Source organism: Cognatiyoonia sp. IB215446 (assembly GCF_033963825.1).
GTDB lineage: Bacteria > Pseudomonadota > Alphaproteobacteria > Rhodobacterales > Rhodobacteraceae > Yoonia.
Genome location: NZ_JAXBMD010000012.1, coordinates 1 through 24,920, shown reverse-complemented (window position 1 = coordinate 24,920; position 24,920 = coordinate 1). Strand labels below are relative to the sequence as shown.

The 24,920-nt window shown below is 58.4% G+C and carries 25 protein-coding genes; 9 read left to right on the top strand and 16 right to left on the bottom strand.

Features of this window, described 5'->3' with window-relative positions; genetic code table 11:
• Positions 1–6: 6 nt before the first annotated feature.
• The 6 genes from SLH49_RS21800 to SLH49_RS21775 all read right to left on the bottom strand — a co-directional run bounded on the left by SLH49_RS21800 (position 7) and on the right by SLH49_RS21775 (position 5,557).
• The gene (locus tag SLH49_RS21800; protein WP_320271256.1) at positions 7–213 is read right to left on the bottom strand and encodes a hypothetical protein; all 207 of its coding nucleotides are present in this window, start codon (positions 211–213) and stop codon (positions 7–9) included.
• A gap of 60 nt (positions 214–273) precedes the next feature.
• The gene (locus SLH49_RS21795) at positions 274–420 is read right to left on the bottom strand and encodes a hypothetical protein (RefSeq protein WP_320271255.1); all 147 of its coding nucleotides are present in this window, start codon (positions 418–420) and stop codon (positions 274–276) included.
• 319 nt (positions 421–739) lie between these two features.
• Positions 740–1,972: an HlyD family secretion protein gene (locus SLH49_RS21790; protein WP_320271254.1), complete on the bottom strand. Its 1,233-nt coding sequence runs from the start codon at positions 1,970–1,972 to the stop codon at positions 740–742.
• A 478-nt stretch (positions 1,973–2,450) separates the two neighbouring features.
• Positions 2,451–4,034 (bottom strand): alpha/beta hydrolase, encoded by a 1,584-nt coding sequence (locus tag SLH49_RS21785; protein ID WP_320271253.1) that lies wholly within the window; start codon positions 4,032–4,034, stop codon positions 2,451–2,453.
• A 74-nt stretch (positions 4,035–4,108) separates the two neighbouring features.
• A complete protein-coding gene (locus SLH49_RS21780; protein WP_320271252.1) occupies positions 4,109–4,996 on the bottom strand; it encodes a hypothetical protein in 888 nt (295 codons plus the stop codon).
• 123 nt (positions 4,997–5,119) lie between these two features.
• A complete protein-coding gene (locus SLH49_RS21775; protein ID WP_320271251.1) occupies positions 5,120–5,557 on the bottom strand; it encodes a hypothetical protein in 438 nt (145 codons plus the stop codon).
• Between the two features lie 55 nt (positions 5,558–5,612).
• Between SLH49_RS21775 and SLH49_RS21770 the strand changes: the two genes are divergently transcribed.
• Complete coding sequence (locus tag SLH49_RS21770; RefSeq protein ID WP_320271250.1) at positions 5,613–5,873, top strand: Blp family class II bacteriocin; 261 nt, start codon at positions 5,613–5,615, stop codon at positions 5,871–5,873.
• Between the two features lie 218 nt (positions 5,874–6,091).
• On the top strand, positions 6,092–7,225 hold the full coding sequence (locus SLH49_RS21765) for a glycosyl transferase (protein ID WP_320271249.1): 1,134 nt from the start codon (positions 6,092–6,094) through the stop codon (positions 7,223–7,225).
• Here the strand turns inward: SLH49_RS21765 and SLH49_RS21760 are convergent.
• Together SLH49_RS21760 and SLH49_RS21755 are read right to left on the bottom strand one after the other, a co-directional pair.
• On the bottom strand, positions 7,222–8,076 hold the full coding sequence (locus SLH49_RS21760) for a Stf0 family sulfotransferase (RefSeq protein ID WP_320271248.1): 855 nt from the start codon (positions 8,074–8,076) through the stop codon (positions 7,222–7,224). The two genes, SLH49_RS21765 and SLH49_RS21760, sit on opposite strands and share 4 nt — an antisense overlap.
• Positions 8,077–8,160: 84 nt before the next feature.
• Positions 8,161–8,355 carry a hypothetical protein gene (locus SLH49_RS21755; protein ID WP_320271247.1) on the bottom strand — a complete coding sequence of 65 codons (195 nt, stop codon included), beginning with the start codon at positions 8,353–8,355 and terminating at the stop codon, positions 8,161–8,163.
• Positions 8,356–8,479: 124 nt separating this feature from the next.
• Here SLH49_RS21755 and SLH49_RS21750 point away from each other — a divergent pair, with 124 nt between their 5' ends.
• From SLH49_RS21750 to SLH49_RS21735, 4 genes are read left to right on the top strand one after another with little or no spacing between them, the layout of a single operon-like run.
• Positions 8,480–9,187, top strand: a complete 708-nt coding sequence (locus SLH49_RS21750; RefSeq protein ID WP_320271246.1) for a sugar transferase — start codon at positions 8,480–8,482, stop codon at positions 9,185–9,187.
• A gap of 29 nt (positions 9,188–9,216) precedes the next feature.
• A complete protein-coding gene (locus SLH49_RS21745) occupies positions 9,217–10,425 on the top strand; it encodes a polysaccharide biosynthesis/export family protein (protein ID WP_320271245.1) in 1,209 nt (402 codons plus the stop codon).
• A 10-nt stretch (positions 10,426–10,435) separates the two neighbouring features.
• Positions 10,436–11,929 (top strand): lipopolysaccharide biosynthesis protein, encoded by a 1,494-nt coding sequence (locus SLH49_RS21740; protein WP_320271244.1) that lies wholly within the window; start codon positions 10,436–10,438, stop codon positions 11,927–11,929.
• Positions 11,926–12,828 (top strand): polysaccharide pyruvyl transferase family protein, encoded by a 903-nt coding sequence (locus SLH49_RS21735; protein ID WP_320271243.1) that lies wholly within the window; start codon positions 11,926–11,928, stop codon positions 12,826–12,828. Before SLH49_RS21740 ends, SLH49_RS21735 begins: the two co-directional genes overlap by 4 nt.
• Here the strand turns inward: SLH49_RS21735 and SLH49_RS21730 are convergent.
• Together SLH49_RS21730 and SLH49_RS21725 are read right to left on the bottom strand one after the other, a co-directional pair.
• The gene (locus SLH49_RS21730) at positions 12,801–14,048 is read right to left on the bottom strand and encodes an O-antigen ligase family protein (protein WP_320271242.1); all 1,248 of its coding nucleotides are present in this window, start codon (positions 14,046–14,048) and stop codon (positions 12,801–12,803) included. The two genes, SLH49_RS21735 and SLH49_RS21730, sit on opposite strands and share 28 nt — an antisense overlap.
• Entirely contained in the window at positions 14,041–14,829 is a 789-nt protein-coding gene (locus tag SLH49_RS21725; protein ID WP_320271241.1) for a family 16 glycosylhydrolase, read from the bottom strand. The genes SLH49_RS21730 and SLH49_RS21725 overlap by 8 nt, the downstream gene beginning before the upstream one ends.
• Positions 14,830–15,007: 178 nt before the next feature.
• Here SLH49_RS21725 and SLH49_RS21720 point away from each other — a divergent pair, with 178 nt between their 5' ends.
• The gene (locus SLH49_RS21720) at positions 15,008–16,021 is read left to right on the top strand and encodes a glycosyltransferase family 2 protein (RefSeq protein ID WP_320271240.1); all 1,014 of its coding nucleotides are present in this window, start codon (positions 15,008–15,010) and stop codon (positions 16,019–16,021) included.
• Positions 16,018–16,989 carry a glycosyltransferase family A protein gene (locus tag SLH49_RS21715; RefSeq protein WP_320271239.1) on the top strand — a complete coding sequence of 324 codons (972 nt, stop codon included), beginning with the start codon at positions 16,018–16,020 and terminating at the stop codon, positions 16,987–16,989. The genes SLH49_RS21720 and SLH49_RS21715 overlap by 4 nt, the downstream gene beginning before the upstream one ends.
• Here the strand turns inward: SLH49_RS21715 and SLH49_RS21710 are convergent.
• The 4 genes from SLH49_RS21710 to SLH49_RS21695 all read right to left on the bottom strand — a co-directional run bounded on the left by SLH49_RS21710 (position 16,986) and on the right by SLH49_RS21695 (position 21,107).
• On the bottom strand, positions 16,986–17,231 hold the full coding sequence (locus SLH49_RS21710) for a hypothetical protein (protein ID WP_320271238.1): 246 nt from the start codon (positions 17,229–17,231) through the stop codon (positions 16,986–16,988). The two genes, SLH49_RS21715 and SLH49_RS21710, sit on opposite strands and share 4 nt — an antisense overlap.
• A 74-nt stretch (positions 17,232–17,305) precedes the next feature.
• Complete coding sequence (locus SLH49_RS21705) at positions 17,306–19,156, bottom strand: AAA family ATPase (RefSeq protein WP_320271237.1); 1,851 nt, start codon at positions 19,154–19,156, stop codon at positions 17,306–17,308.
• 20 nt (positions 19,157–19,176) lie between these two features.
• Positions 19,177–20,094, bottom strand: a complete 918-nt coding sequence (locus SLH49_RS21700) for a glycosyltransferase family 2 protein (RefSeq protein ID WP_320271236.1) — start codon at positions 20,092–20,094, stop codon at positions 19,177–19,179.
• Entirely contained in the window at positions 20,091–21,107 is a 1,017-nt protein-coding gene (locus SLH49_RS21695) for a glycosyltransferase family 2 protein (protein ID WP_320271235.1), read from the bottom strand. The genes SLH49_RS21700 and SLH49_RS21695 overlap by 4 nt, the downstream gene beginning before the upstream one ends.
• A gap of 345 nt (positions 21,108–21,452) precedes the next feature.
• On the opposite strand from SLH49_RS21695, the gene SLH49_RS21690 reads away from it, so the two are divergent.
• On the top strand, positions 21,453–22,355 hold the full coding sequence (locus SLH49_RS21690) for a hypothetical protein (RefSeq protein WP_320271234.1): 903 nt from the start codon (positions 21,453–21,455) through the stop codon (positions 22,353–22,355).
• A gap of 440 nt (positions 22,356–22,795) precedes the next feature.
• Here the strand turns inward: SLH49_RS21690 and SLH49_RS21685 are convergent, their stop codons facing one another.
• Entirely contained in the window at positions 22,796–23,857 is a 1,062-nt protein-coding gene (locus SLH49_RS21685) for a DUF1513 domain-containing protein (protein WP_320271233.1), read from the bottom strand.
• The coding region (locus SLH49_RS21680) for an imelysin family protein (RefSeq protein ID WP_320271232.1) at positions 23,857–24,920 on the bottom strand (1,064 nt) is incomplete at its 5' end. The genes SLH49_RS21680 and SLH49_RS21685, both read right to left, overlap by 1 nt.

Genomic DNA, 24,920 nt, shown 5'->3' with positions numbered 1-24,920 from the left:
GCGCCGTTATTTCGCGTAGCGCCGCAAGAAGAAGCCGCCAGTGAAGACGGCGGTTGAAATAGCAAAGCCAACCGGACCCCCAGCAGCAGTAGCAAGGACAATGCCCCCAATCCCAAGGATATTGGCCGCCCCTTCTCCGCGACCATGCGTTTGGCCGCCACCGACCTGCGCGCATGCGCTTGGATCAATTTCGATGATGTCTGAATTTTGCATTGAGAATTTCCTTTCCATTCAATCTTGCGGCAGAGCCGCCTTCAAAATGTTCGAGCGTGCCTAGAACACGCCGTCGTCAATGATTTCGTTGGGCTGAAACCTGCGGAAAGTGAAATTCTTCCACGGGTCTTTGAGACTGGCCTTCGACAACGATCCTCCACTTACGGCTTCGGTCTCTACCTTGGTCAGTTGCTTGATCTTTCGCATTTCAAATGTCCTTTCGTTGATGGGGTTTAGAAGACGTGGGTGTTGACCGGGGGGCGTGGTGGACAGATCACTGGCGGCTCTATTGGTGCCGGTCTCAGTGGTGGCAGCTTGCGCCTTAGCAAAGGGTCCGGGCAGATCAGCCTTGATCCATGAGCCCAACACAATGTGCCGCCACCGACGCGGTCCAGCTTGTGGTTTTCAATTTCGTACATTCATAAATCCTTTTTGTTTTCTGGAAGTCGGTGCGAGGTTTTGTCTTTGCCCCGCGATTAGGTGTTGGTCTGAGCCTCCTTTCATTGTTGCTGTGGTGAGAGATCGGTCATCGGTTCGCCGCCGCCCGGACAGGGTCGGTCAGCAGGGACCAAAGCGTGCGCGTTTCCAGCACCAGATCGGCGGTGAGGGTCATGCCGGGCTGCAATGGCATGTCGGTGCCGTAGGCTTGGACGGTTTGGGCGTCGATCTCTGCGGTCACGCGAAAGACTGGCTCTTCCACAGTCCGTTGGCCGGGCATCAGGACGGTTTTGGAGACGGTTGCAACCTGCCCGGTCGCGATCCCGAATGTCTGATGTGGAAAGGCATCGTACCGCAAACGCACCGGCTGGCCAGGCGACAGAAAGCCTGCCGCGCGCGATGGCACGAGCAATTCAGCCTGCAATGCAGCCCCCGCCGGCATCAGGCTGACGACAGGCATTCCCGCCTGCAGATCGTCACCGAGATGCGCAAGGAGTGCGCCAACCTCACCGTCAAATGGGGCGCTTATCACGGTCTTGCCCGCAATCTCGGCCTCGGTACGGCGTTGGTCGAGCGTGGCCAGATGGGCGTTGATCTCGGTCTGCCGCATCGCGGCTTCAACGGTTAGTGCGGCGACCTCGGCCTCCGCTTCGGCGCGGACGCGATCCGTGCGTGCGATGGCGGCGCTCAGTTCGGCAATCCGTTCGTGCAAGGACAAGTAAAGGTCCTCGCGCTGCGACAACTCGATTTGCGTGACGGTCCCTCTGGTCAAAAGGTCTTGTGCTGTGTCGCGTTGGTGTGCGGCCAATGTCGCGCGTTCAGTCGTGACGCGCATCTGTGTCTTAAGCGCCGATTGCTCTGACAAAAGACCAGCGTGCCGGGCTTCCAAAAGCGCGCGGCGCTCTGCCGTTTCGTCGCGGAGCAAGGCAAGCCGCCGCTCCGTTTGCATTCGTTCATCGGCGATTTGGGCCAAAAGCTGGTGGTTGGCATCGGCCCCGCCAGCCAGTCTCGCGTCGCGCACGATGGTGATCAGCGGTGCGCCCTTTGCGACCATGTCGCCTTCCTGTGCGTGTATTTCCAGCAACCGACCGGCCCGGTCGGTGCGGATCTCGGCAAGGCCGCCTTCGGGCATCAACTGCCCCAGCACCGTTTCACGGCGGGGATACTCGCCCATTACCAGCAGCGTGAGTGCGGCGCCTGCGATCACCGTTAGCAGGGCCGTGATCGCCCAAGAGCCAAGTGCGACATCAAGCCGGACATCACCCTCTAGGCGTTTTGAGCGGGCATGGATCGCTTCTTCGCGGAACAATGCATGTTTCACGGTGTCACCATCTGAATAGAAGATCGTTAGTTGATGAGGCGGTCGCAGGAATGGACCACCTCGGCTGGTAGCACGCCCCTCAACCAGCGATGAGGAACGCGTTATGACCTACCCGCGTATATCACCTGCTGGCATCGATATTGTGGGATCCTTATCGCCAGCGTTGGCACCGAACCAACCTCCGATGACACCCCAAGCAAATCCTAGGCCAAATTGGATGCTTTGCCCCATGCTCATGGGGCGGGGAGAGACGCTGCCACGCTCGCCACTCATTTGACCGTTGCCAAGCGTGTTTGCCGCACCAAGAAATGAAGAGCCGCCTGCGACATACAATTGTTCTCTCGCGTCTAATTCGCACTTTTTAGTATTCATCATAATCAACCTCTGTCAGGGCCGTCGGGTAATTCCATCGGTAAGGACAGCATAGCGTGATCGTCGGCATTGGGTTTCACCCACATGGGGGATGTTGACAAAGGAATCAGGGGACCTCGCCCTGCACGCAATGGTCTTGCTCAATCCAGCCAGCGATATGGTCCCAGACAAGATCAGGTTGTGAGACAAAGCAGAATTGTCCCCCATCTTCGATCACCGCCAGCCGATCCCCACGTGATGGGTTTTGCAGCTTTTGCATGACCGCCAGTGGATTTGCGCGATCTGCAGCACCATGAATTGTAAGGATCGGCATTTGAGACCTCTCAAAACCTTGCGCGTAGATGTCTTTGTAGAAGATGTAAAAATCGTCAGCGACACCGATGTAAGAGGATTGGTAGCTGACCTGCAGCGCCGGATACGCGGGTGGGCTGGCGCTATGTCCTTCAAAAGCCGCGATATCTGCGGGGGTTTCCTGAAACAACCGTCGCAGGGCCGTACGCATAGCCTTGGGCGTTGCGTAGCGACGACGGAATTCCCGGGCGAGCATCCGAAACACCTCGGGCGAGGAGGCCAGTTTGGCGAAGCTGCCGAAGAAACGGCGATGCAGGCTGTCGCGCTCTGGCCTTTCGCCGCGTACTGGAAACGACAACATCATGATATGTGTGACCAGATCGGGATAAAGCGCGGCAAAACGCAGCGCGATCGGGGAGGCGAAGCCGTGGCCGATGATCGGCACCGATCCGTGTTCGCGCAGGTCGCGATAACTGGCAACATCGCTGCAAAACTGGTCGATATCTGCCACATCAAACGGCGTGCTGGCACTTTCAAGATAGCCCGGGCGCACCGGCATTTTTAGCCGGATGCCCAGCCTATGAAGCTGCGGTGCGGCGCTGGCCAAGAGAGGCGCAAATGTCATGCTGTGGAAAAGAATGACGGGTCTGCCGTCATCCGGGCCACATTCGATGACACGCAGGTACCGCCCGTCTTTCAGCCGATGAAGCCGGAATTGTGTGCCTGCCGGGCAGAAATCTGCAACGAAATCCTCGGTGATCTGATCGCGATCACCGTCATTGCTGCTTAGGGTCAGAAGATGCACTAGCTGACCGAGGGCCAACCGGATCACGTCGTTCTGACCGCCGCATTCCAGCTTAAGGCATATCGTCTTGAACTGGCTGCGCTTTGTCTCGAACGAGACGCCGTCCTGATCAGCGGCGTCGCGCAAGCTCATCCCGATTGTCAGTTGCGCGATGATGCGTGTTTCGGCGTCGGTCAGACCAGCATCGGGGTTGAAGTATTTCAGGCTGTCCGACACGAGCGCAAAGGTGACAAGAAGGGCGCGGACATTGGTTTCCTGCTGCAGGGAATAGGGCAGAAGCCAGACGAACCGCTCTTCGTCCTGCAGTGGAATGATCTCGCCCGGTTTGGCGGCTTTGCCGATGATGACCTTTGACATTTGTGCGATGTCTGCATCTTGGGCGACATCGCTGAACAGGATGTCCGTGCTGTTGTTGATGTCGGTCGCACCTGCCCGCAGAAACTGGCCGTTTTTGTCGAGGTCCAGCCATTTCAGGTTGTCTGAAAAGCCCCAGCCGCTTTGACGATAGCTTTGAAAGAATGATGCACGGGCGCTTTCGGCGTCCTTTTGATCGAGGATCGCGAAGACCTTGCTGATGTCGTTGGGTGCAATCATGTCATGACTTTAGGCAACGGAAATGAGACGCAACAAGATGTGTTGCGCGCGAAATATGCGCAAATCTAAGGCAATCAGCTGTCTTTGATCGCGGGGCCCGTACTGCCACCTTTTTGGTGGTTGGTGCGCCAGGAAAAGTAGCAAAAGAATTGGGTCAGCCAGACAAAACCGAATGCGACGAAAGCGATCAACTCACCATGGTAGACAGGTCTGATGCTGGTTGCATATGCGGAATTGTTCCATGGAAACCAGGCAAAGAACTGGGCCCAAAAGCTGCCATTGGACTGGCCCCACCATGCGTCTTCCCAGATGATCAGGGTAAGACCATAGGCGATGGCGCTAAGCCCGATTGCGTTGATGCGTTTCTCGACCAGTTTCACAGGTCGGGCCACAAAGCTGCGCGTCTCGGTATCATAGGCTTTGTAGCTGTCGCGCGCCCAATGAACGATGCATAAGACTGCTAAAGAGCCGATGATCGCGAGAGCCCCGCCCCAATGAAGATATTGCGACAAGGCGTTGCCGATCAGGAATTCCTGACCGTGAAGGGTGACTTTCTCTGCGAACCACCCCGGCGAGAGGTTTGACCCCTCAAGCGCAATCAGTCGGAAATCTCCGCCATCATCCAATTTGCACCCCAAGCCACGCGTCGGCGCAAACGCGGTTAGCAATGCGCCCAGGCCGCCAATCGTCGCGATCACGCCATCGGCAAAGCACTGACCGCGATAAGCGATCATGAAGGCACCGACAAAGCACAAGACACCAACAAAGAAGGTGCCCGCAACCGGGGCGTAGAAATAGTGGCTGACGCTTTCTCGGGGGCAGGCGCTTCCGTCCAGCATATCGAAATGGCCGACAAATGAGGCAAGGATGATGCTGAGGACACCAACAACTAATGGGACGATGTCCGCCTTGGTTGCCTGGCCGCGTAGCGGTTTCTTCAGATAGTCTTCATCCGGCCTCATTGCGTGGCCGAGCCACTGTCTGCATTGCCTTAATATGTTACGGCCTTTGCTTGATCCTGAAGCCATCACAAACCCCTAGCTGAATTGCAAATGAAAAGGTGCATTGAAAATACAGCCTTTGTATCATTTGCGGTGGTCAGGCCTTTCACCCAAATGGGTGACGCAGTTTCTGGGCGCATCTATCTGACAGATCATGAAAGGCAACATGTGGATCAATATTGTGCAATCAGCTTTGGATGGCTGAGAAAAAGCTATTGCTACTTCTCCATGTAAATGGGCCTTTCTGATCGAGATCCGCCTTAGCAGGCCCTCAAGTTCAATCATCGGCCTTGCCCGCGGCGAATAAGCCATAGCTCTCAACTGTGCTGCGGACGACACAAAGGATAGTTTCTCGCCCGGTTTACGCAGGCGGCGCGGTTCGAGCATCATAATCTTGCCGTCAGTCAGCCCGGCTTCGAGCCCTTTCAAACTTGCCTCCACACCCATTCTGCTAGACGGAAAGAGTGTCTGCTCAAAAAGCTCATCCGCATCCCCCATCTGGGTGAACACGCCATTTGCCACTGCGGCTACGCATGGGCTGCGGCAATTCTGCCGTTGTTCAGATGGAGATTTGAAAATGACTGATAATGAAATGCGTGAATTGAACGTTGACGAGCAGATGCAGATCGCCGGTGGCGGCTGGGGATGGGGGATCGTCGGTGGTATTCTTGGTGCAGGCGCAGGCTTTCTAAAAGGCGGACCGGTAGGCGCCATCGCTGGCGCAGTTGCGGGTGCGACCGTCGGTGCCACCAAGGACAAGGTGAGTGAAAAGGTGTTCAAGGTCACCTTTGGTGGCGGGGGCGGCAGCCCCAACGAACAAGTGCAGCGAATGCACTAGGCACGTAGGAAAGGCCTGCGCAATCGCACAGGCCTTTTCTTTGATAAATCCTTCTCCTCCAAGACTGGTCGTGGCCATCTCGCGTAGATGCAGACATGCTGACCCAGCAGTGTGCCACCGCTCGTAGGCAATCCCGATTGGCATCACGTCATACACGCATTAGGTGTTACTTTGACAAGATCCACCACTCGAAAATCCCGCACTGCAGGAACTGGTAATTGGCGCATATCCTTGTCTTTGCATTTGACCTGACTGAAGCATCGCAGGTCAGGCGGATCAAGAGCCTTCAGATTCTGGGGCATTCGGTGCAATCCGCCTCTTTTCGGCGGGGCAATATGAATGCCGACTTTGTGCCGGATTGGCCCAATGTCGATCTGGGATATGTGGCGAACAACAGCTACGGGCGACGCGTGATCGGCATCATGCGCGGTATCTGGCAGATGATGCAGCACAAGCAGCAGGTAAAGGCGGCGGACGTTATTATTGCGCGAAATTTTGATCTTTTGGTGATTGCCTGGGCCGTCAGGCTGCTCTCGGGCGCGCGACAGACACCGCTTGTCTATGAATGCCTCGACATTCACGGGCTTTTTACACGCTCTGACCGGGTTGGTGCAGTTATGCGCTGGTGCGAAAGGCAGTTGCTGACGCGGGTGCAGTTGCTGATTGTCTCTTCGCCCGGGTTCATCAGCCAGTATTTTGCGCAGACCCAAGGCTATCTGGGGCCCTACGCCCTGATCGAAAACAAACTGTGGTTCGATGGGTCACCGGTCGCCCGTCCCACCGCGCGCAAGTCACACGACCCCCTGACGATTGGCTGGGTCGGTTCCATCCGTTGCGCGCCCAGCCTGCAGCTGTTGCTGGCTGCGGCGGATCACTTCGGCGACAACCTTCGCATTCGCATCCACGGCAATGTGCATCGCCATGTCTTGCCTGATTTTGATGATCAGATCGCCGCGCGCGACAACATAATCTATTTTGGCCCGTACACCTATCCTGACGGTCTCGCAGCGGTTTACGATGCTTGCGACGTTGTCTGGGCGCAGGATCTTTGGCAGCGCGGGGCGAATTCCGACTGGCTGCTGCCGAACCGCATCTACGAGGCAAGCTGGTTCGGTTGCCCCTCTATCGCTGTGGCCGATACCGAAACCGGGCGCAGGGTGGCAGAGGACGGACTGGGCTTTGTGATCGACGCACCCACAGCCGAAGCACTGATCGAACAGATCGGCGCGCTGACCCCAGAGAAGATCTCAGCCGTCAGCCAGCACTTGCTTGCCACACCGGACAACGCCTTCATGCTGCAGCCAAACGACATTGCGGCCGCACTCGCGCCTGTCTTGCCGCCCTCGCGCTAAAGCCCTGCCCGCGCCTTCAGACGTTTCGCAACTTTCCGCGCCCTGTGACGCAGGACAGCGATGTTATCGGGATAGGACACACCCGGAATCGCATCACCCTTTGCAAGCCTGTCGCGGCTGTCAGCCTCAAACCGCGCCAGCCAATCCGCCTGCGCCTGCCGCTTTTGCCGCTCGGGCGTGAAAGTGCCGGCGTCCGGTACGGCCTCGTCAATCCGCACATCCGTATAATCGGCGATCCGGGCCAGCGCCCCCGACATATCGGCGACAATGTCCTCGTAGTAGAGCTCCAGCGGCTGAATGCCGAGGCACTGCAGAAAGCCTTGCCAATCGGCATTCCCGCGCGAGATGTGGTCCATCTTCGTGGCAATCAAACCCCAGTCGTAGTAGGCGGGCGCAATCTCCGGCATGTCGGAAATCCAGGCACCGGTCTGCTGCGCACGCGCGAATGAGATCGCCTGCCGCGTCAGATCACGCCGCCGCAGATGGATGAACTTGTACGTCAGTGGCTCGGGCTCTTGCACCAGAAAGTCAGTCAAGTGCTCGTGGTGCAGTTTTACCGCGAAAACGCCGTTCGGCCCTGTCCGTTTCGACTTGATAAAATCGAGCGTTGGCATCTCGCCCGCACGCCTTTCCCAGATCTCCCAATTGCCGGGGTTGAGATATTCCAGCGGATAGCCAAAGGCGCCAAGGCTGTGCAGTTTGTGCCCCAGAAAATGGCTCCCGCAGCGCGGGGTTGTACACAGCGCAACTTTCGTATTCACCGGAACGGTCGGAAAGTCATGGACCGGATCGAACTGCCGCGACCACAGCCCGGTGTGGCTGTCTGTTGAGGTTTCGGGATTTGACATCATCCAAGCCCTCCGAGAGATTTGACGGTGTGATCGGCCTCAAAGTCTTGCGTGAACCCTACACCGAAATTGACGGCAAAGTAGATATTATTGCTGCAACGCAGAATCGCCCTTTTGCAGCTGCGGGTGCAAGGCCACAGATCTCTGCCATTCGGCGGATTTTCGACATTTCACGCGCAAAAAACCGTCGCCTCGCACAAGTACATGAAAAGAAACAGTAAATAATGATGTTTTTCCCGGCATGTGATTTTTCTCGCCCAAATTCTGGGCGGCGTCCGTCATGACCTCACGACACGTATGGCGGCTTTTCGCCGATTTCGCGCAACGCAGGGATGAATCGCTGCAATTGCACAAAGGTCTGTCACCTTAATTTCGTTCACTGAGTCGCAAACGTGGGGGCACGAAAATGGCGATGATGGATAGTGTAGGCTTTTCAGCCTTTGACGAAAGACCGGTACCAGTTTCCACCACAGTGACGAGTGACGAAAAACCAGCCCGGGCGCTTGGCGGCATCGCCAAACGCGGGCTAGATACACTGATCGCGGGAACTGCGCTGACGCTGCTTTCGCCGCTCTTCCTTTTGGTCGCAATGGCAGTGAAGTTCGCTAGTCCCGGACCGATCTTTTACGGCCACAAGCGCATTGGCCATGGCGGTGCATCTTTCCGCTGCTGGAAGTTCCGTTCGATGGTCACTGATGGCGACCGGGTGCTTGAGGAGTATCTCGTCAAGCACCCCGATGAGCGCGAGGAATGGGAAACCAACCGCAAATTGCGCGACGACCCGCGCGTGACCCGCATCGGTGCTGTACTGCGTGCCTACAGCGTCGATGAACTGCCGCAACTGATCAATGTGCTCCTCGGCGACATGAGCATTGTCGGCCCACGCCCCGTCGTTCAGGACGAGCTGGACATGTATGGCGAGGCCGCACCGCTTTACCTCAGCACGCGGCCGGGCATTACCGGTCTTTGGCAAGTCAGCGGGCGCAGCGACACAAGCTACGATCAGCGTGTGGCGCTTGATACGCGCTACGTCCAGGCGTGGTCGCTTTGGTCGGATCTGATGATCATCCTGCGCACTGTTCCCGCTGTCATCTCCTCAAAAGGGTCGTACTGATCCGCGCCCACCTCTCAGAGAGGCCGAAGATGTTGTTCAATCGTCTCGCAACCTATGTTGTTGCCCTGCTACTTCCCGTGCCCCTGTGGGCAGAGGGTTACCTCGTGGGCGTCAATGACAGGCTGACCGTGCAAATCGCCGTTTGGGACGAGTTGAACACCACCGTGACCGACCTGCCCGGCGTCTCGGGCAGCTATCCCGTGGGCGCGGGCGGCATGATCTCGTTGCCACTGGCCGGATCATTCCCTGCAGTTGACCGCACCTTGGATGCCATCGCTGCAGATATTGAGGAAGCGCTGACCGCTTATGTCGGCATCGGACAATCCGCTGGTGCCGCCCTCAGCGTCGAACGCTACGCCCCGATCTTCATCAGCGGCGAGGTCAAGACACCGGGCGTCTATGACTTCACCCCCGGCCTGACCGTCCAGCAGGCGCTCGCCATGGCTGGCGGGGCTGGCACGCTTGAACCGCCCGAAGGGCAGGAGCGGAACTTTCTGTCTGCGCGGGGTGCCATCGCCATGCTGCAGCAAGAGTTGATGTTTCTCACCGCAAAACGCGACAGATTGATCGCGGAGATTGATGGCACGACATCGGTTCCACCGACAGAGACAAGCACCACAATCGCCTGGGCTGCGGAAGAGGCCATCCTTGCCGCGCGGAACGCCCGTTATGAACACGAACTGCAATCGATCGCGCGCACCAAGGCGACATTGCAGGAAGCAACCGCTGTGTTGCAGGACAAGTTGGAGAACAACCGCGTACAACTTGCCGCCGGACAGGCCGAACTTGATCGCGAAGAGGAACTGGTCGAACGCGGCCTTGTCGCATCCGTCCGCGTCTTTGAACGCGCATCCTACGTCAATGAGCTTGAAAGCCGCATCCTCGATATCGAACGCAGTCTCGTTTTCGCCCAGCAGGACATTCAGGAGCTTGAGCGCAACGAAAGCGTTCTTCTGGCCGTGCGAAACGAGGATAACGCAACCAAACTGCAAGAGGTCGAAGCCCAGATCGCCGAAACCGAAGCACAACTGCGCACGCAATACGATCTGCTCTCTGCCGCGGCTGGCCAGCAGATCGCGCTGATGGCGGGGGTCGATCCGTTGACCGCAGAAATCGGCCTGACGATCACCCGCGTGCGCGGCGGGCCAGCGACACTCAGCGCCGACATGCAGACGGTGATGATGCCGGGCGATGTCGTGGCGGTCACTTACGTCGCACCATCGACCCCGTCGAATTAGGGGCTGGCGCATGACGAGCCCCGCCATCGCGAAGCCGGACATCGACAACGACTACCCGCATCTCACCTCGGGGCGATCCGTTCTGGCCTTGGCCGGGGTCATGTGGTCGTCGCTGCAAACGCTGATCCCCACGATCAGCGCGGCAATCGTGTTTTTTGTGAGCGCGATGTTTCTCTCACCTGCGGATTTCGGGCTGGTGGGTCTGGCGAGCGGCCTTGTCATGACCGTCATCGCCTTCACCCCGGTGGCATTTGGAGAGGCGCTGATCCAGCGCAAGGAACTGTCCAAGGCGCATGCGGACAGTGTCTTCTGGCTGACTGTAGGTTTCGGTGCTTTTTGCTTTCTGCCGCTCCTGATCTGGTCGGGACCCATCGCAAACCTCATGGGGGACGCGGCAATTGCCGCCATCCTGCCCGTGCTGGCCCTGCGCATCCCACTTGATCTTGCGGCAGCCGTCCCCAACGGCATGATCGCGCGGTCGATGAAGTTTAAACTGATCGCGCTGCGCACCGCGGTGGCAACACTCGTCAGCCTCATCGTTTGTCTGGTGATGCTCTTTGCGGGCTATGGTTATTGGGCCTTGGTTGGCAGCCAGATCTCCGGCAGCCTCGTGGCCTGCGCCATGGCCTTCTGGGTCGCGAAATGGCGGCCCGGCTTCTCGCTACGATGGCAAGCCCTGCGCGATCTGGCGCATTATGGTGTCTTTGCATCAGGCAACCGGATGCTGGCCACGGTGAAGCTCGACCATCTGGTGCTGGGCATCTTGGCGGGTCCAGCCATCCTCGGCCTCTTTTTCTTCGCGCAACGTTTTTACTTCATGCTGACCCAGCTTGTGGGCGGCGCGCTGTCTTCGGTCACGCTGGCATTGCTTTCGACCTTACAGGACGACGCGCCCAAAACCGCCAAGGCCTTTGGCATGGCCTCATACCTGTCAGCGGCGGTCAGCATGCCGATGTTTTGCGCGCTGGCCATCACGGCGCCAACGCTTCTTGATCTGCTTCTTGACGATGAGTGGGCGGGTGCGGCCTTTGCGGTGCAAGCATTCTGCATCGCGGGCGTTCTGGCAGGCATCGGCGTGGTTCAGGCCGCGCTGATCAAAGCACAGAACAAGGCGAATTGGTGGTTCTGGTATCAACTGGTGCAGCAGGCAACCTCCGTCCTTGTCATTGCGCTGACCGCCAATCTTGGCCTGCAAGTGCTGATGGTGGCGTTGATGGCGAAGAGTGTGCTGCTCTGGCCGGTCTCGGTCATCATGACCGCCAAACTGCTGAAATGCAGCCCGTGGGATTACCTTGTCGGGTTTGTCACACCGCTCCTCGCCACCACCGCGATGGCGCTCGCCATGCTGGCCACGCCGATCCTGCAGCCGGATCAACCGCCGATCCTGCAGCTTACCTTGCAACTCACCGCCGGGGCCGTCGTGTACGCCCCCCTAATCCTGCTTTTGTCCCGCGACAGGATCACCGATCTCCGCCGCCACTTTGCCAAAAAGGTGCCCGCATGAAACTGACCTATTTCCAGGGTGACCCGCCCAATTTTGGGGATGAGCTGAACGCGACCATGTGGGCCGAGCTTTTACCTGCCAACTTTTTTGATGATGACCCATCAACGCTATTCGTCGGCATCGGCTCGGTCATCCAGCACAACTATCCCAAAGACGCGAAAAAGGTTGTCGTTGGCTCAGGTTATGGCGGTTACACCAAAAAGCCCGACGTGCATGACGGCACGTGGGAGTTCCACTTTGTCCGCGGCCCGCAGACGACAGAGGCGCTTGGCCTGCACCCCGACCTCGCCGTGGCAGACGCCGCGATCCTGTTGCGGCAAACAAAACTGCCCGCACCCGCGGCGGACATTAAGGTCGGATTCATGCCGCATTACGAAAGCATTGAGCGTGGCAATTGGAAAGCCGCCTGCGACCTTGCGGGGATCACCTTCATCGACCCAAGCCGCCCGCCCGATCAGGTCATCGCGCAAATCCTTGGCGCAGAGCTTGTCATCACCGAGGCGATGCACGGCGCCATCGTCGCTGACGCCCTGCGCACGCCATGGATCGGCGTGAAAGCGATGCATCACGTGCACCGTTTCAAATGGCACGATTGGGCGCAGGCCTTGGACATCGATTACGACCCCGCATTCCTTTTCCCGTCAAACCTGCGCGAGGCTTGGGCGCTCTCGACAGGGCGGGGCGGGTCCGGGCCCCGCGCCATGGCGCTCTGCACCAGCCGCCCTGCCGCGCCGTTCAACACAGCCTGCCTGCACATGGCCGCCCGTTCCCTGCAGCGGCTAGCACGGCAAAACCCCAGCCTGTCTTCTGATGCTGCGACCGAGCGCGCAACTGATCGCGCGATGACCGCCATCGATGGTCTGATCGCGCGCTACGTGCGGAAAGAGGCGTTTGCCTGACGGCGCCCCACTGCCAATCCGCGCAATGCGTAGACGAAGGCGCAGATCACGATGACGGAACGAAGTGAGAACTGAAAGAAAACCGGCACTTCGACAAAGCTGACCATCACCACCATCATCACCAGAATGAACAAGAGCGACGCCTCGGCCCGATGCGTCCGCAGCGCCCAAATCCCGGTCGTGATCGCCGCCCCGTAAAGCACCACAACCTGCAAAAGAACGCCGATCATGCCGATCTCAACCGCGTTCGACAGATAGGTGTTATGAAAGTTGAAACCGCTGCGCCCTTCGATACCAAAGCGGAACCACAGCGCCTCAGCCGCGTCATGCCCTTTGACCCAGAACGCCTGATACCCCATGCCAAACGCGGGCCGCTCAGCAATCAGCGTCAGCGCAATCCGCCACAGATCGGTCCTGCCGGTCAGTGTTGCGTCCTTGCCCGTCGTGTCCAGAAGCAGAGCGAATAGCGCATCGGAAAAGATCACAGCCAGCACGATCAGCAAACCGCTGACGAGCGTTAGAAAAACGACAAGCCCAATCTGCTGCAAGGATGACAGCCGGTAAAGCACCAGCAAAAGAACAAGGATCATGATCGCCGGTGGTAGGATAATCAGCGCGCTGATCGACTGCGCCATCAGAAGCAACAACCCACCAACCATCGCACCGAACGCGCCCAGAAGCCGCAGGCGATGAGGCGCAGTGCTGTCCAAAACCTGCGCCAGACTGACAATCACATAGGTAGACGCCGCCCCGGCGAGCGCGTTCTTGCTGCCGTAAATTCCCAGCCACGCGCCGGTATCGTTGCGCACATCGCCGAAAAGAATGCTGGCCAGCATCGCCGTCGAATAAAGCGCAAAGAGCGTCCGGCTGAACATCCGCGCCGAGGTCGTCGCGGCAATGGTCACCGCAATCGCCACCGTCGCCGCCAATTGCAGACCGGCACGAAACGTCGCCTCCGGGTAGGCGGACCAGATGAATGAGATCAGGCAGAAGGCGGGCAGCGCAAAGATGTACCAATAGCGCAGGCAAAGGCTGACCTGGATCTGAAACCGCCGCACGAGCAAGGCGCAGCCAGCCCCGAGGAAGATCAGCGCGCCCATACTTCCCAGCACGGGCACAAAGATCAGGCCGGTCAGGGCGGTGAAGGCTAGGATTGCATCCGATTCAACCGTGATCACATCAATCCGGCGGCGCGGGAGGTTGATCTGCGCTTCAGCCATCCTGGCAGACCAGTGATTGCGGAAACTGGCAGGGTTCGCCCAAAGCGGTAAAGGCAATCCAATCGACCAGCATCGTCATATCACCCGCCGGTTCCGCAAAGGGGCCCATCCAGTTGGGAAAACTGTCACTGCCCCAAAGACTGGCATAGATCTTCTGGTCATTGACCGGCAGGTCCGCGCCGGGCGGCGTTTCATGCATCAACACACCATCGACATACCAGCGGATACCGTCTTCATCCCAGATGAAGGCGTAAGAGATAAACTGCTCTTGCGCGGGTTGCGGCAGCGGCACACGCTTGCCGTTTTTCGGCGCACCACTGACATAGGTGTTCAGGCTGACGGCCCTGGTATCGCGCAAGAGGACTTCAAAATCGATTTCATCATGCGGTCTGCCATGATGCGGGCCGATATAGGTGAAGAAGGCGGCGTTCAGACCTGACCCGGTGCCAGTGCGAAAGCGCGCCTCGTAGGTGCCATAGCCGTAGACATGCCGCGACTGGATCTCGCCACAGGTATAATCGCGCTTGTCATTCGGCTGGTTGGCGAATGTGAGCCACAGAACGCCACGCTCCACACGCAGATTCTCTTCCGACCACATGCAGTTCTGCCAATCCCCATTAACCCAACCGTCAGAGATGCCCCAAAGGCCTTCATCCAGCGTCTCAAAATCGTCGAAAAAACTGGCACCCGCAGGGATTTCCTGCGCGAAAAGCGGCAGTGGCAGCAAAAGCGCCGCACAAAGGGCTTTCAGTTGGGGTGAAGTCTTGCGTCGTCGGCTCATCAGATCACCTCTACGCTTCGATTTATTTCATCTTATCATATATTTAGGCGGAGAACCACGCAAGCTCACTACTATCGGCACAAGGTTGCCGAGGGGGCCTGCGTAAACACGCTTAACGTGAATTCTGACGCGAAATCAGCTATGATTTAGCAGGTAAATCGATGCGAGGATGCTTGCCTTGGCCAACCCAACCGTGTCTGTCATCATGGCAAACTACAACGCGGCGCAGCACCTGCCCGTGGCCGTGCAATCGGTGCTGGCGCAATCGCTCTCTGACATCGAGATTCTGTTTTCCGACGATGCCTCGACGGATGCAAGCGTCACCATCGCGCAAGATATTGCGACACGAGACCCAAGGCTGCAAGTCATCACCAGCCCGCACAACGCGGGCCCCGCCGCTGCGCGAAATCGCGCGCTGACCCGCGCCAAGGGAGAGTGGATCGCCGTCGTCGACAGCGACGATATCATCCACCCGCAACGGCTGGCGCGTCTGGTCGCTGCGGCAGAGCAGCTGGAGACCGACGCGATTGCCGATGATCTGACTTATCTGATCAACAATCAGGTGCAAAATGGTGCTACCCTGCTTGGCACCGCGAGGCAAAGCGTGCCACGCGAACTGACCGCCCGCACCTTCATCGCCCCCTCCGCCGACGCGCCAAAGCTCGGCTATCTCAAGGCCATGATCAGGCGATCAGCGCTCCGAGGTTTGACCTATCGCGAGGACATCCGCATCGGCGAGGATCACGATTTCTATGTCAGGTTTCTGCTCAACGGCGGAAAGATGCATCTGCTGCCGCAATCCTATTACCTTTACCGGCGTCACACGCTGTCGCTGTCGCATCGTCTTCATCCTGACGACATCATGGCGATGATCCGTGTGCAGGACGATTTGCTGACCAGCTATCCCGATTTGTCCGATGATCTGCGGGCTGACCTGGCCGCCCGGCGCACCGCTCTGCAAGAGCCTCTGGCCTTTGAGACGCTGGCCGACAACCTGCGTCAGAAGCGTATTGGCCTGGCTCTGGCAAATATCCTGCGCCAACCCGCGCTCATTTCGCGGCTAGGTGGCGTCATCTGGGCACGCATCCTGCGTCAGTTCCGACCGACACCGCCGCGCCAGACGACAACCGACCCCAGCGAATGGACGTTGCAGGATTGGGCACAAGTCTCTGCATCGGGGATACCTTCATGACCGGAAAAACCCATATCCGCACGCCCACCTACCGGCGGCCCGACGCCTTGCGGCGCTGTCTGGAAAGCTTGCAGGCACAGACGGTTCAAGACTGGATTTGCGATGTTTACGACGATTGCCCCGACGCATCCGCGCGCGCTGTGATTGCCGCCCTCAACGACGAACGCATCCGATACCGCCACAACAGACCGCAGCTCTTCGCCTCCAAAAACATCGATCAGTGTTTCACCCGGAAAAACCCGTATGATGCCGATTATTTCTTTGTGCTGGAGGACGATAACTTCGTGCTGCCGGACTTCATCGAAGCCAACATAGCGGCATGTGAAACCCACCGCGTCAATCTGATTTTCCGCAATCAACTGGTCGAGTTCGCCAGCGGCACCGACAAGGCATATCTGTCGGAAAGGGGCATCCTTGACGACAAGCTGATGGGCGGTGTGCATGCGCCGGACATGTTCCGCTTGTGCCTGATGGCCGATATCGGTGTGTCGAACGGTGGGCTATTCTGGACTCGCGATGCGGTGACGGACCTCGAAATCCACCATGCCTGCAGCGCGACCTTACAGGAATACATGCGCACATTCGCCATTACCGAGCCGATCTACGTTGCGATGAAGCCGCTGGCCGTCTGGGCCGAAAACGGGGAAGGCACGACACGCAATCTCGGGGCGGATGTCGGGTATTACAAACGCGAGCTGTCGCTGAAACGATCCATCGGGATCTTGCAGCGCAAAGCGTGGGCCCTGGCCAAACCGGAGGATCGCAAACAATACCTCTCACATCCTGTCTTTCGTTACCCGCAGCATATGCGTGCAACCGGGCTGGTGAAATCACATACGCGGATGCGCGTCGGAGATGCCCTGCCGACGAAAGAAGTCCTCCGACTGGCTTGGCGCGGCGCGCTCATCCGCTTGCTGGGTAAGGCGGAACCATCGCTCGCCCCGTTCCTCGCGGCACGGACCGGTTAGTGCTTTTGGGTCTTCGTCAGTGGGTTAACACGGGGCTTCGGAGCGTCTTTTGCAGGTGTCGGCTTTGGTGGCGATAGAAAGCTGACCAGCATCAGCAGCAAGAAATAAACAACCTGAAGCACCACAATCGTCGCGATAACACGCCATACGATTGTCCAGCCGCCCACGCCCGCCAAGTAGGAAGAAACGCCGATGAGCACAGCAGCAACACCCATAAAACAGACAAACACCAAAAGGCGCAAAGGCTCCTCCCCTCCGACGTGGGGCAAAGCATACGCGAAATCAGCGTATCGCGCCAGCGGGACGGATCACTTGGTCAGGCATTGTGGGCATTTGGCTGCAGGTAGCTTTCGGGCCAGCCGGGCCGCGCATATCTGGCGAGTTTAGCCATGTTAACCTTATTGAGCGCGATCCCCAGCACCTTTTGCGACACATCCGGTTCCTGCGCGAGATACCGCGTCACCAACGACCGTGGCGTTTGACCCCATTCGCAAACCAGAACGATCCGATCCAATAGCCCCAGCATCGCCTTGACGTCGGCTGTTGTACCCAAAGCAGGCGTATCCAGAACGATGTGATCATAGTGATTGCGCAACTCTTGCACGAGCGCTCGCAAGTGACGCTGGTAGACGATATCGGCCGCAACCGGCTGACGCCGCCCAGTTCCGGCGGGTAAGATGTCGAGCCCCGTCGCATCCAGCCGCTGCAGCGCGTCTGACACCTGCGCCTTGCTATGCAGAACGTCGATCAGGCCCGCGCTCCCGGGCAAGTTCAATGCCTCGCGCAGGCCCGCATCAGTCGCGCCCAGATCAATCAGCATCGTCCGCGCACCGGACGCGGCCAGCATATTGGCATAGTTTACGGCAAGGGTCGTCGCACCCTCCCCCGGCAGCATCGATGTTACCGCAAGCACCCGGCCCAACCCATCCGTTGCCCCAAGGGCAACGGTCGCGTGGATGTTGCGTAAGGTCTCGGCGAAAGTCGATTGCGGCATATCAACAGCCCACAGGAATTGCGTCGGCACTTGCCGTTGAGGCGTACCGGAAGCTGCTGACTTCGGCTCTATCTGCGGCAAATGGCCCAGAAAGGCGTGATCGGTATGGGTATGGATGTCACTGCTGACGCGAAAACCCCGTTCACGCATCTCGCGCAGGACGGCCAGCAGGAACCCCGCCATTAGCCCCAGCAAGCCCATCACGGACAAAGTGCGCCAGAGCTTTGGCAGCGCCGCCGTACGCGGCACGAGAGATTCTGTCAGAATGCGCCCGTTCGACACCGGGAACGACCCTTGCAGCGACATCTGCGCGTAACGCGCCGAGAGCGTCTGATAAAGAGCGTCCAGGGTCGCGGCGCGCTGCGCAAGTTCGCGCAATTCCATCACGTTTTCGGGCTCCGTCCGGCGCATCGCGGCAGCTTCTGCCAATACGGCGGCTGATGTTTCCTCAAGCTCGGCCAGACGGTTGCGCATCCATGCCGTGGTACGCTCGGTGGACTCGACATTTGCATTCAACCCATCGTCCAGATAGGCGGTTGCATATGTGTTCACGACATCAGCCGCGAGGGCCGGATCATGCCCGATGTAGCTGATCTCAATAGAAAAACTCATCCCGATCCGGCTGATACGGATATCGCGCTGCAGCTTTGCGGCGGCACCCCGCAACCGCCGCGCTTCGTCTGCAGCCGGGTCTGACGCAACTTGTGTCTCTTCGGCAGCATCGCTGCTGATCAGGCCGGTCAGCGTGCCTTTCGTGCCCGAGATGATGTCGCGCGCCAGTGAGGATGGCGGAAAAATAAAGACATCCTCATTATGCAGATCAAGCCTGCGCGCGACCTCTGTTGCGAGTTGCAATGATCGCAGCACCTGCATCTCGTTCAGCAGCGACGTATCGTTGCGCGCAAAGGGGATGCTCGCCGTGATCTCCTGATCAAGTGCGACGGGCCGTTCATCCACCAGCACGGTCGCGGCAACGTAATATTGTTTTGGGGTTGTCACATGATGCACGGCCCCTGCCATCAGCCCCAGCAAGGTCAGCAGAACAAGCGGCAGCCATTGACGGCGCAGCACGGCCAGTACGTCACCCAGCGTCGTGGCACCGCCAACGGCGGCCCCCTCTGGCCGGTCGGCCTGTGCATCCGCATCGCGCACGCGCAGCCCGATATCTTTCATCGACCCCACCCCGCGACCTCCTATTCGCTTTGCCGCTGTGTGAATTCTGGCCCGTATTGCTGCAAGCCGCGCCCACCGGCGAGACCCGACAGCGCGCCTAAGTGCAATGCACCGCGCAGGATCGCCTTGTTACGCCGATCCTGCCCAAACACCTGCAACACGGTCGCGCCGGCACAATAAACCACCTTGCCAACGGTGATCGTCCAAAGCCGGAAAGAGGCACCATTTTCCGCGACCAGCCGCCCATGCGTCTGCCCCATCCGAAAGCGTCGGCGCAGCAGCCATTTAAAGCTGACCCGATTGGGCGGGATCGTCTCAAACAGGCGCGCATCGGGTGAAAAGGCGATTGTGCCGCCCTCGGCCACAACCTTGGCGAAAAAGGCAGTATCCTCACCGCCGGTCTGACCGAGTGACAAATCAAACAGCCGGTCGTGCAATGCCGGTTTTTGCCGGTCGATCAGCACGTTGCAGGTATAGCCCGTGATGATCCGATTATCGACCCAGACGGGCATGGTCGCATGAATGCGCGTCCGGCGCATCCAGGCGGGTGCGCCTTCGGCATAATCCGCCTCAACTGGGCCTAGGACCACATCGGCCCCAGTCTTTTCCATCTCGCGCGTCAGATGCAACAGCCAATCGGCGGGCGCTACCTCATCATCATCGATGAACGCCAGAAAACGCGCGGTGCTGTGGGCCAGCGCACCGTTACGGGCAATCGAGATATTCCCCTCCGGACAATGGACATAGCGCAACGGGATCGGCGCATCTGCTGCCATTGCCTCAACCATCTCGGCCGCACTTGGATGATCATCATTGTCGACCACAAGGATCGACATGTCATAGCCGTCGGGCCGCTCCAACCCCATCAACGATGTCAACGTCGCGGCCAGTTGCGGCCTGCGATAGGTGCAGACGCATATCTCCAGCATTTGGGTCATTGTGCCACCCTCCGCTGCAGCCCGGGCGACCGCCGCAGCACTTGCTGCCAAAAGCCAAGAGACCACGCAAAATGCATGATCATCGCCGCAACACCACAAAGAACCAGCAGCGGATCACGCTGCGCGGCAGCCATGCGCGCGCCAGAGAAAAGGCAATAGAGCGCCCAGATGGCTGCGGGCAGTGCAAACACCCAATGCACCGGCGCAAGCAGTGCCATCGCCACGGCTGGCGCCACCATGATCACCTTGACCTGCCGCAATTGCGGCCTGACCTGATGCTTGATCAGGTTGCGCGCCCGCCCGGCCCCGTAGTTGAAATATTGCCGCGCCAAGTCCCGAAACGATGTGCGCGGATGATAGGTAATCGCCGTCGCATTCGTCAGCCAGATGCGCGATCCCGCCTTGCGCAGTCGATAGTCAAGCTCGGCATCTTCGTTATGGGTAAAACTGGGATCGTAGCCGCGAACCGCGCGAAAGGCATCGATCTTCATCAAGGCATGATGCCCGTGATTCACATAAGCGCCGCTGGGGATGTGCCTATGCGCCGCACCGCCATTGCCAAATGATGCGTTCTGCGTCGCCGCATTGATGCGCTGCACTGGCTGTACGCCTTCGGCGATCATGCTGACGACAATGCTGTCGGCATAGACGCTATTGGCCTGCTGCATCAGCACATCGCAGAAATCGTCCGGATAGGTACAATGCGCATCAACACGGAGCAGATGCGTGGCGCGCCCGCTATCCTGCGCCACAGCCAGATTGATCGCGGCGCTCTGGATCCTGTCAGGGTTATGCAGCAGCGAAATGCGCGGATCGGCCGAAACAAATTCACCCACAATATCCAATGTGCCATCCGTACTGCCCCCATCAACAACGACAACACGCCCGTTCAGGCGCTTCATGGCCGCACTGAGCTGTCGCAGAATACCGGCAATATGGGTGGCCTCATTCAGGCAAGGAACAACAACAAGAGGATCGGCAGCACGTTCATACGATGACAAAGTGTCAGGCATCGGGGGGATTCCAGAGGTTGTGAGTAGTCGGATCGCAAAACTGATTTTGCACTCGAAAGCAACGGCAACTTGCGCCTCTGTTATAGGCCCGCACTGTGACGGACGCACGACGACAAAGCCGCAATCGGCAGTTGATTGCCGCGCAGCGGGCGGTTTTTGGTCATGTTCACAGCGAACGCCCGTTAATTCAGCGCAGCTTTGCCGAAACGCGCAGAAAATATTGATTTTGAACGAGGAAACTGCTGCAAAGCTGTAAGGATTTGTAACATCCCGCGGGCCGCCTGCCGCGCATTCCTGGTACATTTTGTTTCAATCATAGATCGCGATAAGGATTTCTACCGCGCCATGGACCGCGCTTATCTCATTATTCAGAAGGTGAGCTACGCCTATATCACCTATGTCACACGCTTCATCCACGCCGAACTGGAACGCAATTTCAGCGGCGGGGCAGAGCTGATCATCTGCGACGAAATCGACGAAGCCACCCACGAGGAAAACGCCATCATCTTCGTGATCGGCGAAGGCTTTGCGCGGCACCGCCGCAGGCCCGGCTGCACCTATGTCTATCTTAACTTCTCGATCATAGCGGTGATGGGCAACCCTTTGAAGCTTAGCCGCATCGGGTGGAGCGCGATCCGCCGCAAGCAGCGCATGCTGCGCGAAAAACAGGACCGCTACGACATCCTGCTTGATTACTTCCCACCCCAGACCAAACGATTGCAACGGCGGATGAAGATGCCTGTCTTCGGCTTTCAGGTCGCGATTGATCCCGACACGCTGCCACCCGCCATACCACTGGCAGAACGCCCTTATGACGTCTGCTTTGTCGGCGGTCCATCCGCCCGCCGCAAGACGGTACTCGATGCGCTTGAACAGGCTGGCATACGCCTCTCGCCCCAGACAGGCGTTGTGTATGAAGAGATTGCAGCCCAATCGCGTTGCTGCCTAAACATCCACGCCTATCGCTCCAACCACCTTGAAATCCCGCGCATCATCGGCGCAATGGCCACAGCTACACCGCTTGTGACCGAGCCGAGCTATGGTCTGAACGCCGTCTTTCCCGAAGGCAGCGTGACAACAGCAGCGTTTTCGCGTCTAGCCGAGACGGCTGCAAATCTTGGTCGTGCGCTAGAGGAAAAGTCGAACGATCAATCCGAGCCAAAATGGTACAAAGACAGTTACCTTCCCCAAAGCAGAGCACTTTGGGCGGATCTTTGCACCAGGATCCGCCAAATCGCCACGTCATAGCTGTTTGGTCTTATTCGAGGGAGTCAAAAGGCAGCACTCTCCGACAAGTTCGCTAAGGGAGCGTCGGTCCAAGCCAGGACGACGGCGCCTCCACCATTGTGCCAGTTCTAGTAGGTAACGGCAGCCCAGCAAAAGGGCAAAAAAGAAGCTTGGTTTTTCCTTACTAAGTTAGTCGGGGTGTGAGCATCAACTTGTCGCCTTTGTCGAGCTTTGGTGTCAGAATTGCCAGATAGGAGGCCATCCTCATGCAAAAAAGGTCTCGACATCATCAATCCAAAGCCTCGATCCATTTTGGTCGAGTTAGACCGAGACGCTGCGAGGCTGTCAGCCGGTATTTTCGAATGCGAACGCCTTAATACCACTCACAGATCACTGGGATCCCCGCGAGGATCATATCCAGCATATTTTGATATGCATGTTACGTGACAACGTCAGGTGGGTTATCCCAAAGACACGAGATGATTGTCCCATTGCAGCGAATGAGTTTCTTGCTTGCGTCGCGATATCAGATCAACAAGTCGTCCAGTTCCGGTTGTTATGATGACGCCTTCTGACGTTGAAGCGGCTCCGCAAGCATCCGTCAGCTTTACTTCGTTGAGCAGAGCTAGTGTTTGTGCATCATAACTCTGGACCAGACCACCGCGGGGCGAAGTTACTATGATCTGCGTGCCATCGGCGATGAAAGTTATGCTGCCAACATAGCCTTGCATTTGCCTTACCGCCGCAGTGGCCAATTGGACAGCAGATCCACGTGTGTGGACGCCGACCAATGATGGTGAGGCGGCGGCGGCCCCTTGCCATTGCATGCCAAACGCGACGCGGCCATCTTGCGCAACCGATAAGTGTCGGATCGAGTTCTTGTGGTGCCTGGCGTCAAGTTGTGCAACGTCAATTACCTCGCCCTCCGCAATATAGGCCAGATTGGGACGCATCGTCGGGATGTTCAGCTTGGTCCGCCCGCTTTCTGGATGCGTGTCAATCCCGCCATTCGCTACGACTAGGACATCAGTGCCTGGGAGGCGTTTGATGTCATGTGGCCCTATACCGCCGCTGGCAAATTCATCGGTGCGTGCGAAACCAGCGGCCACATCCCATACGCCTAAACAGCCCGCTCCGGCACCATAGTCGTTTTCGGTTGTATAGAGCCATTCGCCATCCTGGCTGAACGCGCCGTGGCCGTAGAAATGGCGACCCAACGGCGCATCAAGCATGGCGACAATTTGACCAGAGCTGCAATCGACAACGCAGGCAAATCGCCCTGGTCTGCGTGCAAAAGCGACGGCAAGGGGCCGGGTCGGATGGGCTGCTGCAGCGTGACCACGGGCTGGCAATGGTATCTGGAATAGAACGTTCTTCGCGTCGCTGATCCCACAAAGCACAAAGGCACCATCATCCCGTCGAGCGGCGGACAGGAAAGCAGGGGACCCAGCATCGGCCCAACTGGGCAGCGGTGCCAGCCCCGTTGCCAGAAGCCCGGCGATGAATTGTCGTCGGCTGGCCATCAGTCCCCGTCAAGTGCATTAAATCCAGAAGCAACCCCCAAGCTTGGTCCAAGCTCGTTTTCGGCAATTGCGCGGATTTCTTCGACACGGCTGCGGATCGCTTCGACCTTAATGCGCGATGTAGGGTCGGCCACGCCGGCAAAAGCCGGGTCATCGAGCGCCGCGATTTGTGCTTGGGCGCGACCGAAGGCGGCGTTGAGGCTTTCCTGCAAGATCGGATCATCTACCGAGAGCCGCGTGCCAAGATCGGCCAAGCTTTCAATGGCGATGGCCACATGCCGTGCAGATCGCTCAGACCGCCACGCCTCGGCGCGGCGCGGGCGGGGCTGATCGAACGTGCCCAGCGGGCGGCCCAATCGTGCCTCCGAGGTCAGTTGCAGGCCGGTTGTCAGGGCTTTGAACAATTCCTGCATTGCCTCCAGATCCGTCCGGTAAACCCCGTCCCCCGACGGATTGGTGAGCAGTGCCGCATAGCTGTCGGTCCAATCTGTGGCGATGTCTCGCGTCATATTGGCAATGTCCGCGGCGACCGTTCGGACAAGCTGGCAGCGGTAATCTGCGTCACCGGCTATGCTGATCGCTTCGTCATAGAGCAGGAATTCCATTGCATAAAACCCGCGCGCGGCGATGGACATATCGCGATAGGCTTCTGCACTTTGCGCGATGGGATCTTCATCGCGAAGCAGGGTGCCAAGCGCCTTGGGTGTCGCCCCTCGGCTGTCGGGCCAGAAGGCGATGGCAAAGGCGCGGTCATCCGTTTCGGTTGGGCCAAAGCGCATATGACTGGCGGCGATCCACGTGTCAAATGCCACCCCGTAGGCGATCCGCAAAGGTTCGGACGTCGCAGCGCAATCCTCTGTCGCTGCATCCGACAGATCCTGTCCCGCTGCGGCCAGCATGTCAAAGCGGGGGAGCACATGATTTTCGACGATATCGGCGGTGATGGTCTGTGCTGCAACAATACCGGGCATGACTGCAATGAGGCTGGCGGCGATCAGGCGTTTCATAGGCTCTCCACAAACCGGATCAGCGCGTCCCGGTCTTCTTTCGACATCTCGATAAC

Coding starts and splice junctions, on each gene's coding strand:
- SLH49_RS21780 (WP_320271252.1), bottom strand. CDS start 4,996: ATGAGGCCGGATGAAGACTATCTGAAGAAACCGCTACGCGGCCAGGCA.
- SLH49_RS21690 (WP_320271234.1), top strand. CDS start 21,453: ATGGACCGCGCTTATCTCATTATTCAGAAGGTGAGCTACGCCTATATC.
- SLH49_RS21750 (WP_320271246.1), top strand. CDS start 8,480: ATGGCGATGATGGATAGTGTAGGCTTTTCAGCCTTTGACGAAAGACCG.
- SLH49_RS21785 (WP_320271253.1), bottom strand. CDS start 4,034: ATGATTGCACCCAACGACATCAGCAAGGTCTTCGCGATCCTCGATCAA.
- SLH49_RS21700 (WP_320271236.1), bottom strand. CDS start 20,094: ATGACCCAAATGCTGGAGATATGCGTCTGCACCTATCGCAGGCCGCAA.
- SLH49_RS21740 (WP_320271244.1), top strand. CDS start 10,436: ATGACGAGCCCCGCCATCGCGAAGCCGGACATCGACAACGACTACCCG.
- SLH49_RS21730 (WP_320271242.1), bottom strand. CDS start 14,048: ATGGCTGAAGCGCAGATCAACCTCCCGCGCCGCCGGATTGATGTGATC.
- SLH49_RS21705 (WP_320271237.1), bottom strand. CDS start 19,156: ATGAAAGATATCGGGCTGCGCGTGCGCGATGCGGATGCACAGGCCGAC.
- SLH49_RS21770 (WP_320271250.1), top strand. CDS start 5,613: ATGACTGATAATGAAATGCGTGAATTGAACGTTGACGAGCAGATGCAG.
- SLH49_RS21725 (WP_320271241.1), bottom strand. CDS start 14,829: ATGAGCCGACGACGCAAGACTTCACCCCAACTGAAAGCCCTTTGTGCG.
- SLH49_RS21800 (WP_320271256.1), bottom strand. CDS start 213: ATGCAAAATTCAGACATCATCGAAATTGATCCAAGCGCATGCGCGCAG.
- SLH49_RS21745 (WP_320271245.1), top strand. CDS start 9,217: ATGTTGTTCAATCGTCTCGCAACCTATGTTGTTGCCCTGCTACTTCCC.
- SLH49_RS21695 (WP_320271235.1), bottom strand. CDS start 21,107: ATGCCTGACACTTTGTCATCGTATGAACGTGCTGCCGATCCTCTTGTT.
- SLH49_RS21685 (WP_320271233.1), bottom strand. CDS start 23,857: ATGGCCAGCCGACGACAATTCATCGCCGGGCTTCTGGCAACGGGGCTG.
- SLH49_RS21715 (WP_320271239.1), top strand. CDS start 16,018: ATGACCGGAAAAACCCATATCCGCACGCCCACCTACCGGCGGCCCGAC.
- SLH49_RS21755 (WP_320271247.1), bottom strand. CDS start 8,355: ATGACGGACGCCGCCCAGAATTTGGGCGAGAAAAATCACATGCCGGGA.
- SLH49_RS21760 (WP_320271248.1), bottom strand. CDS start 8,076: ATGATGTCAAATCCCGAAACCTCAACAGACAGCCACACCGGGCTGTGG.
- SLH49_RS21795 (WP_320271255.1), bottom strand. CDS start 420: ATGCGAAAGATCAAGCAACTGACCAAGGTAGAGACCGAAGCCGTAAGT.
- SLH49_RS21735 (WP_320271243.1), top strand. CDS start 11,926: ATGAAACTGACCTATTTCCAGGGTGACCCGCCCAATTTTGGGGATGAG.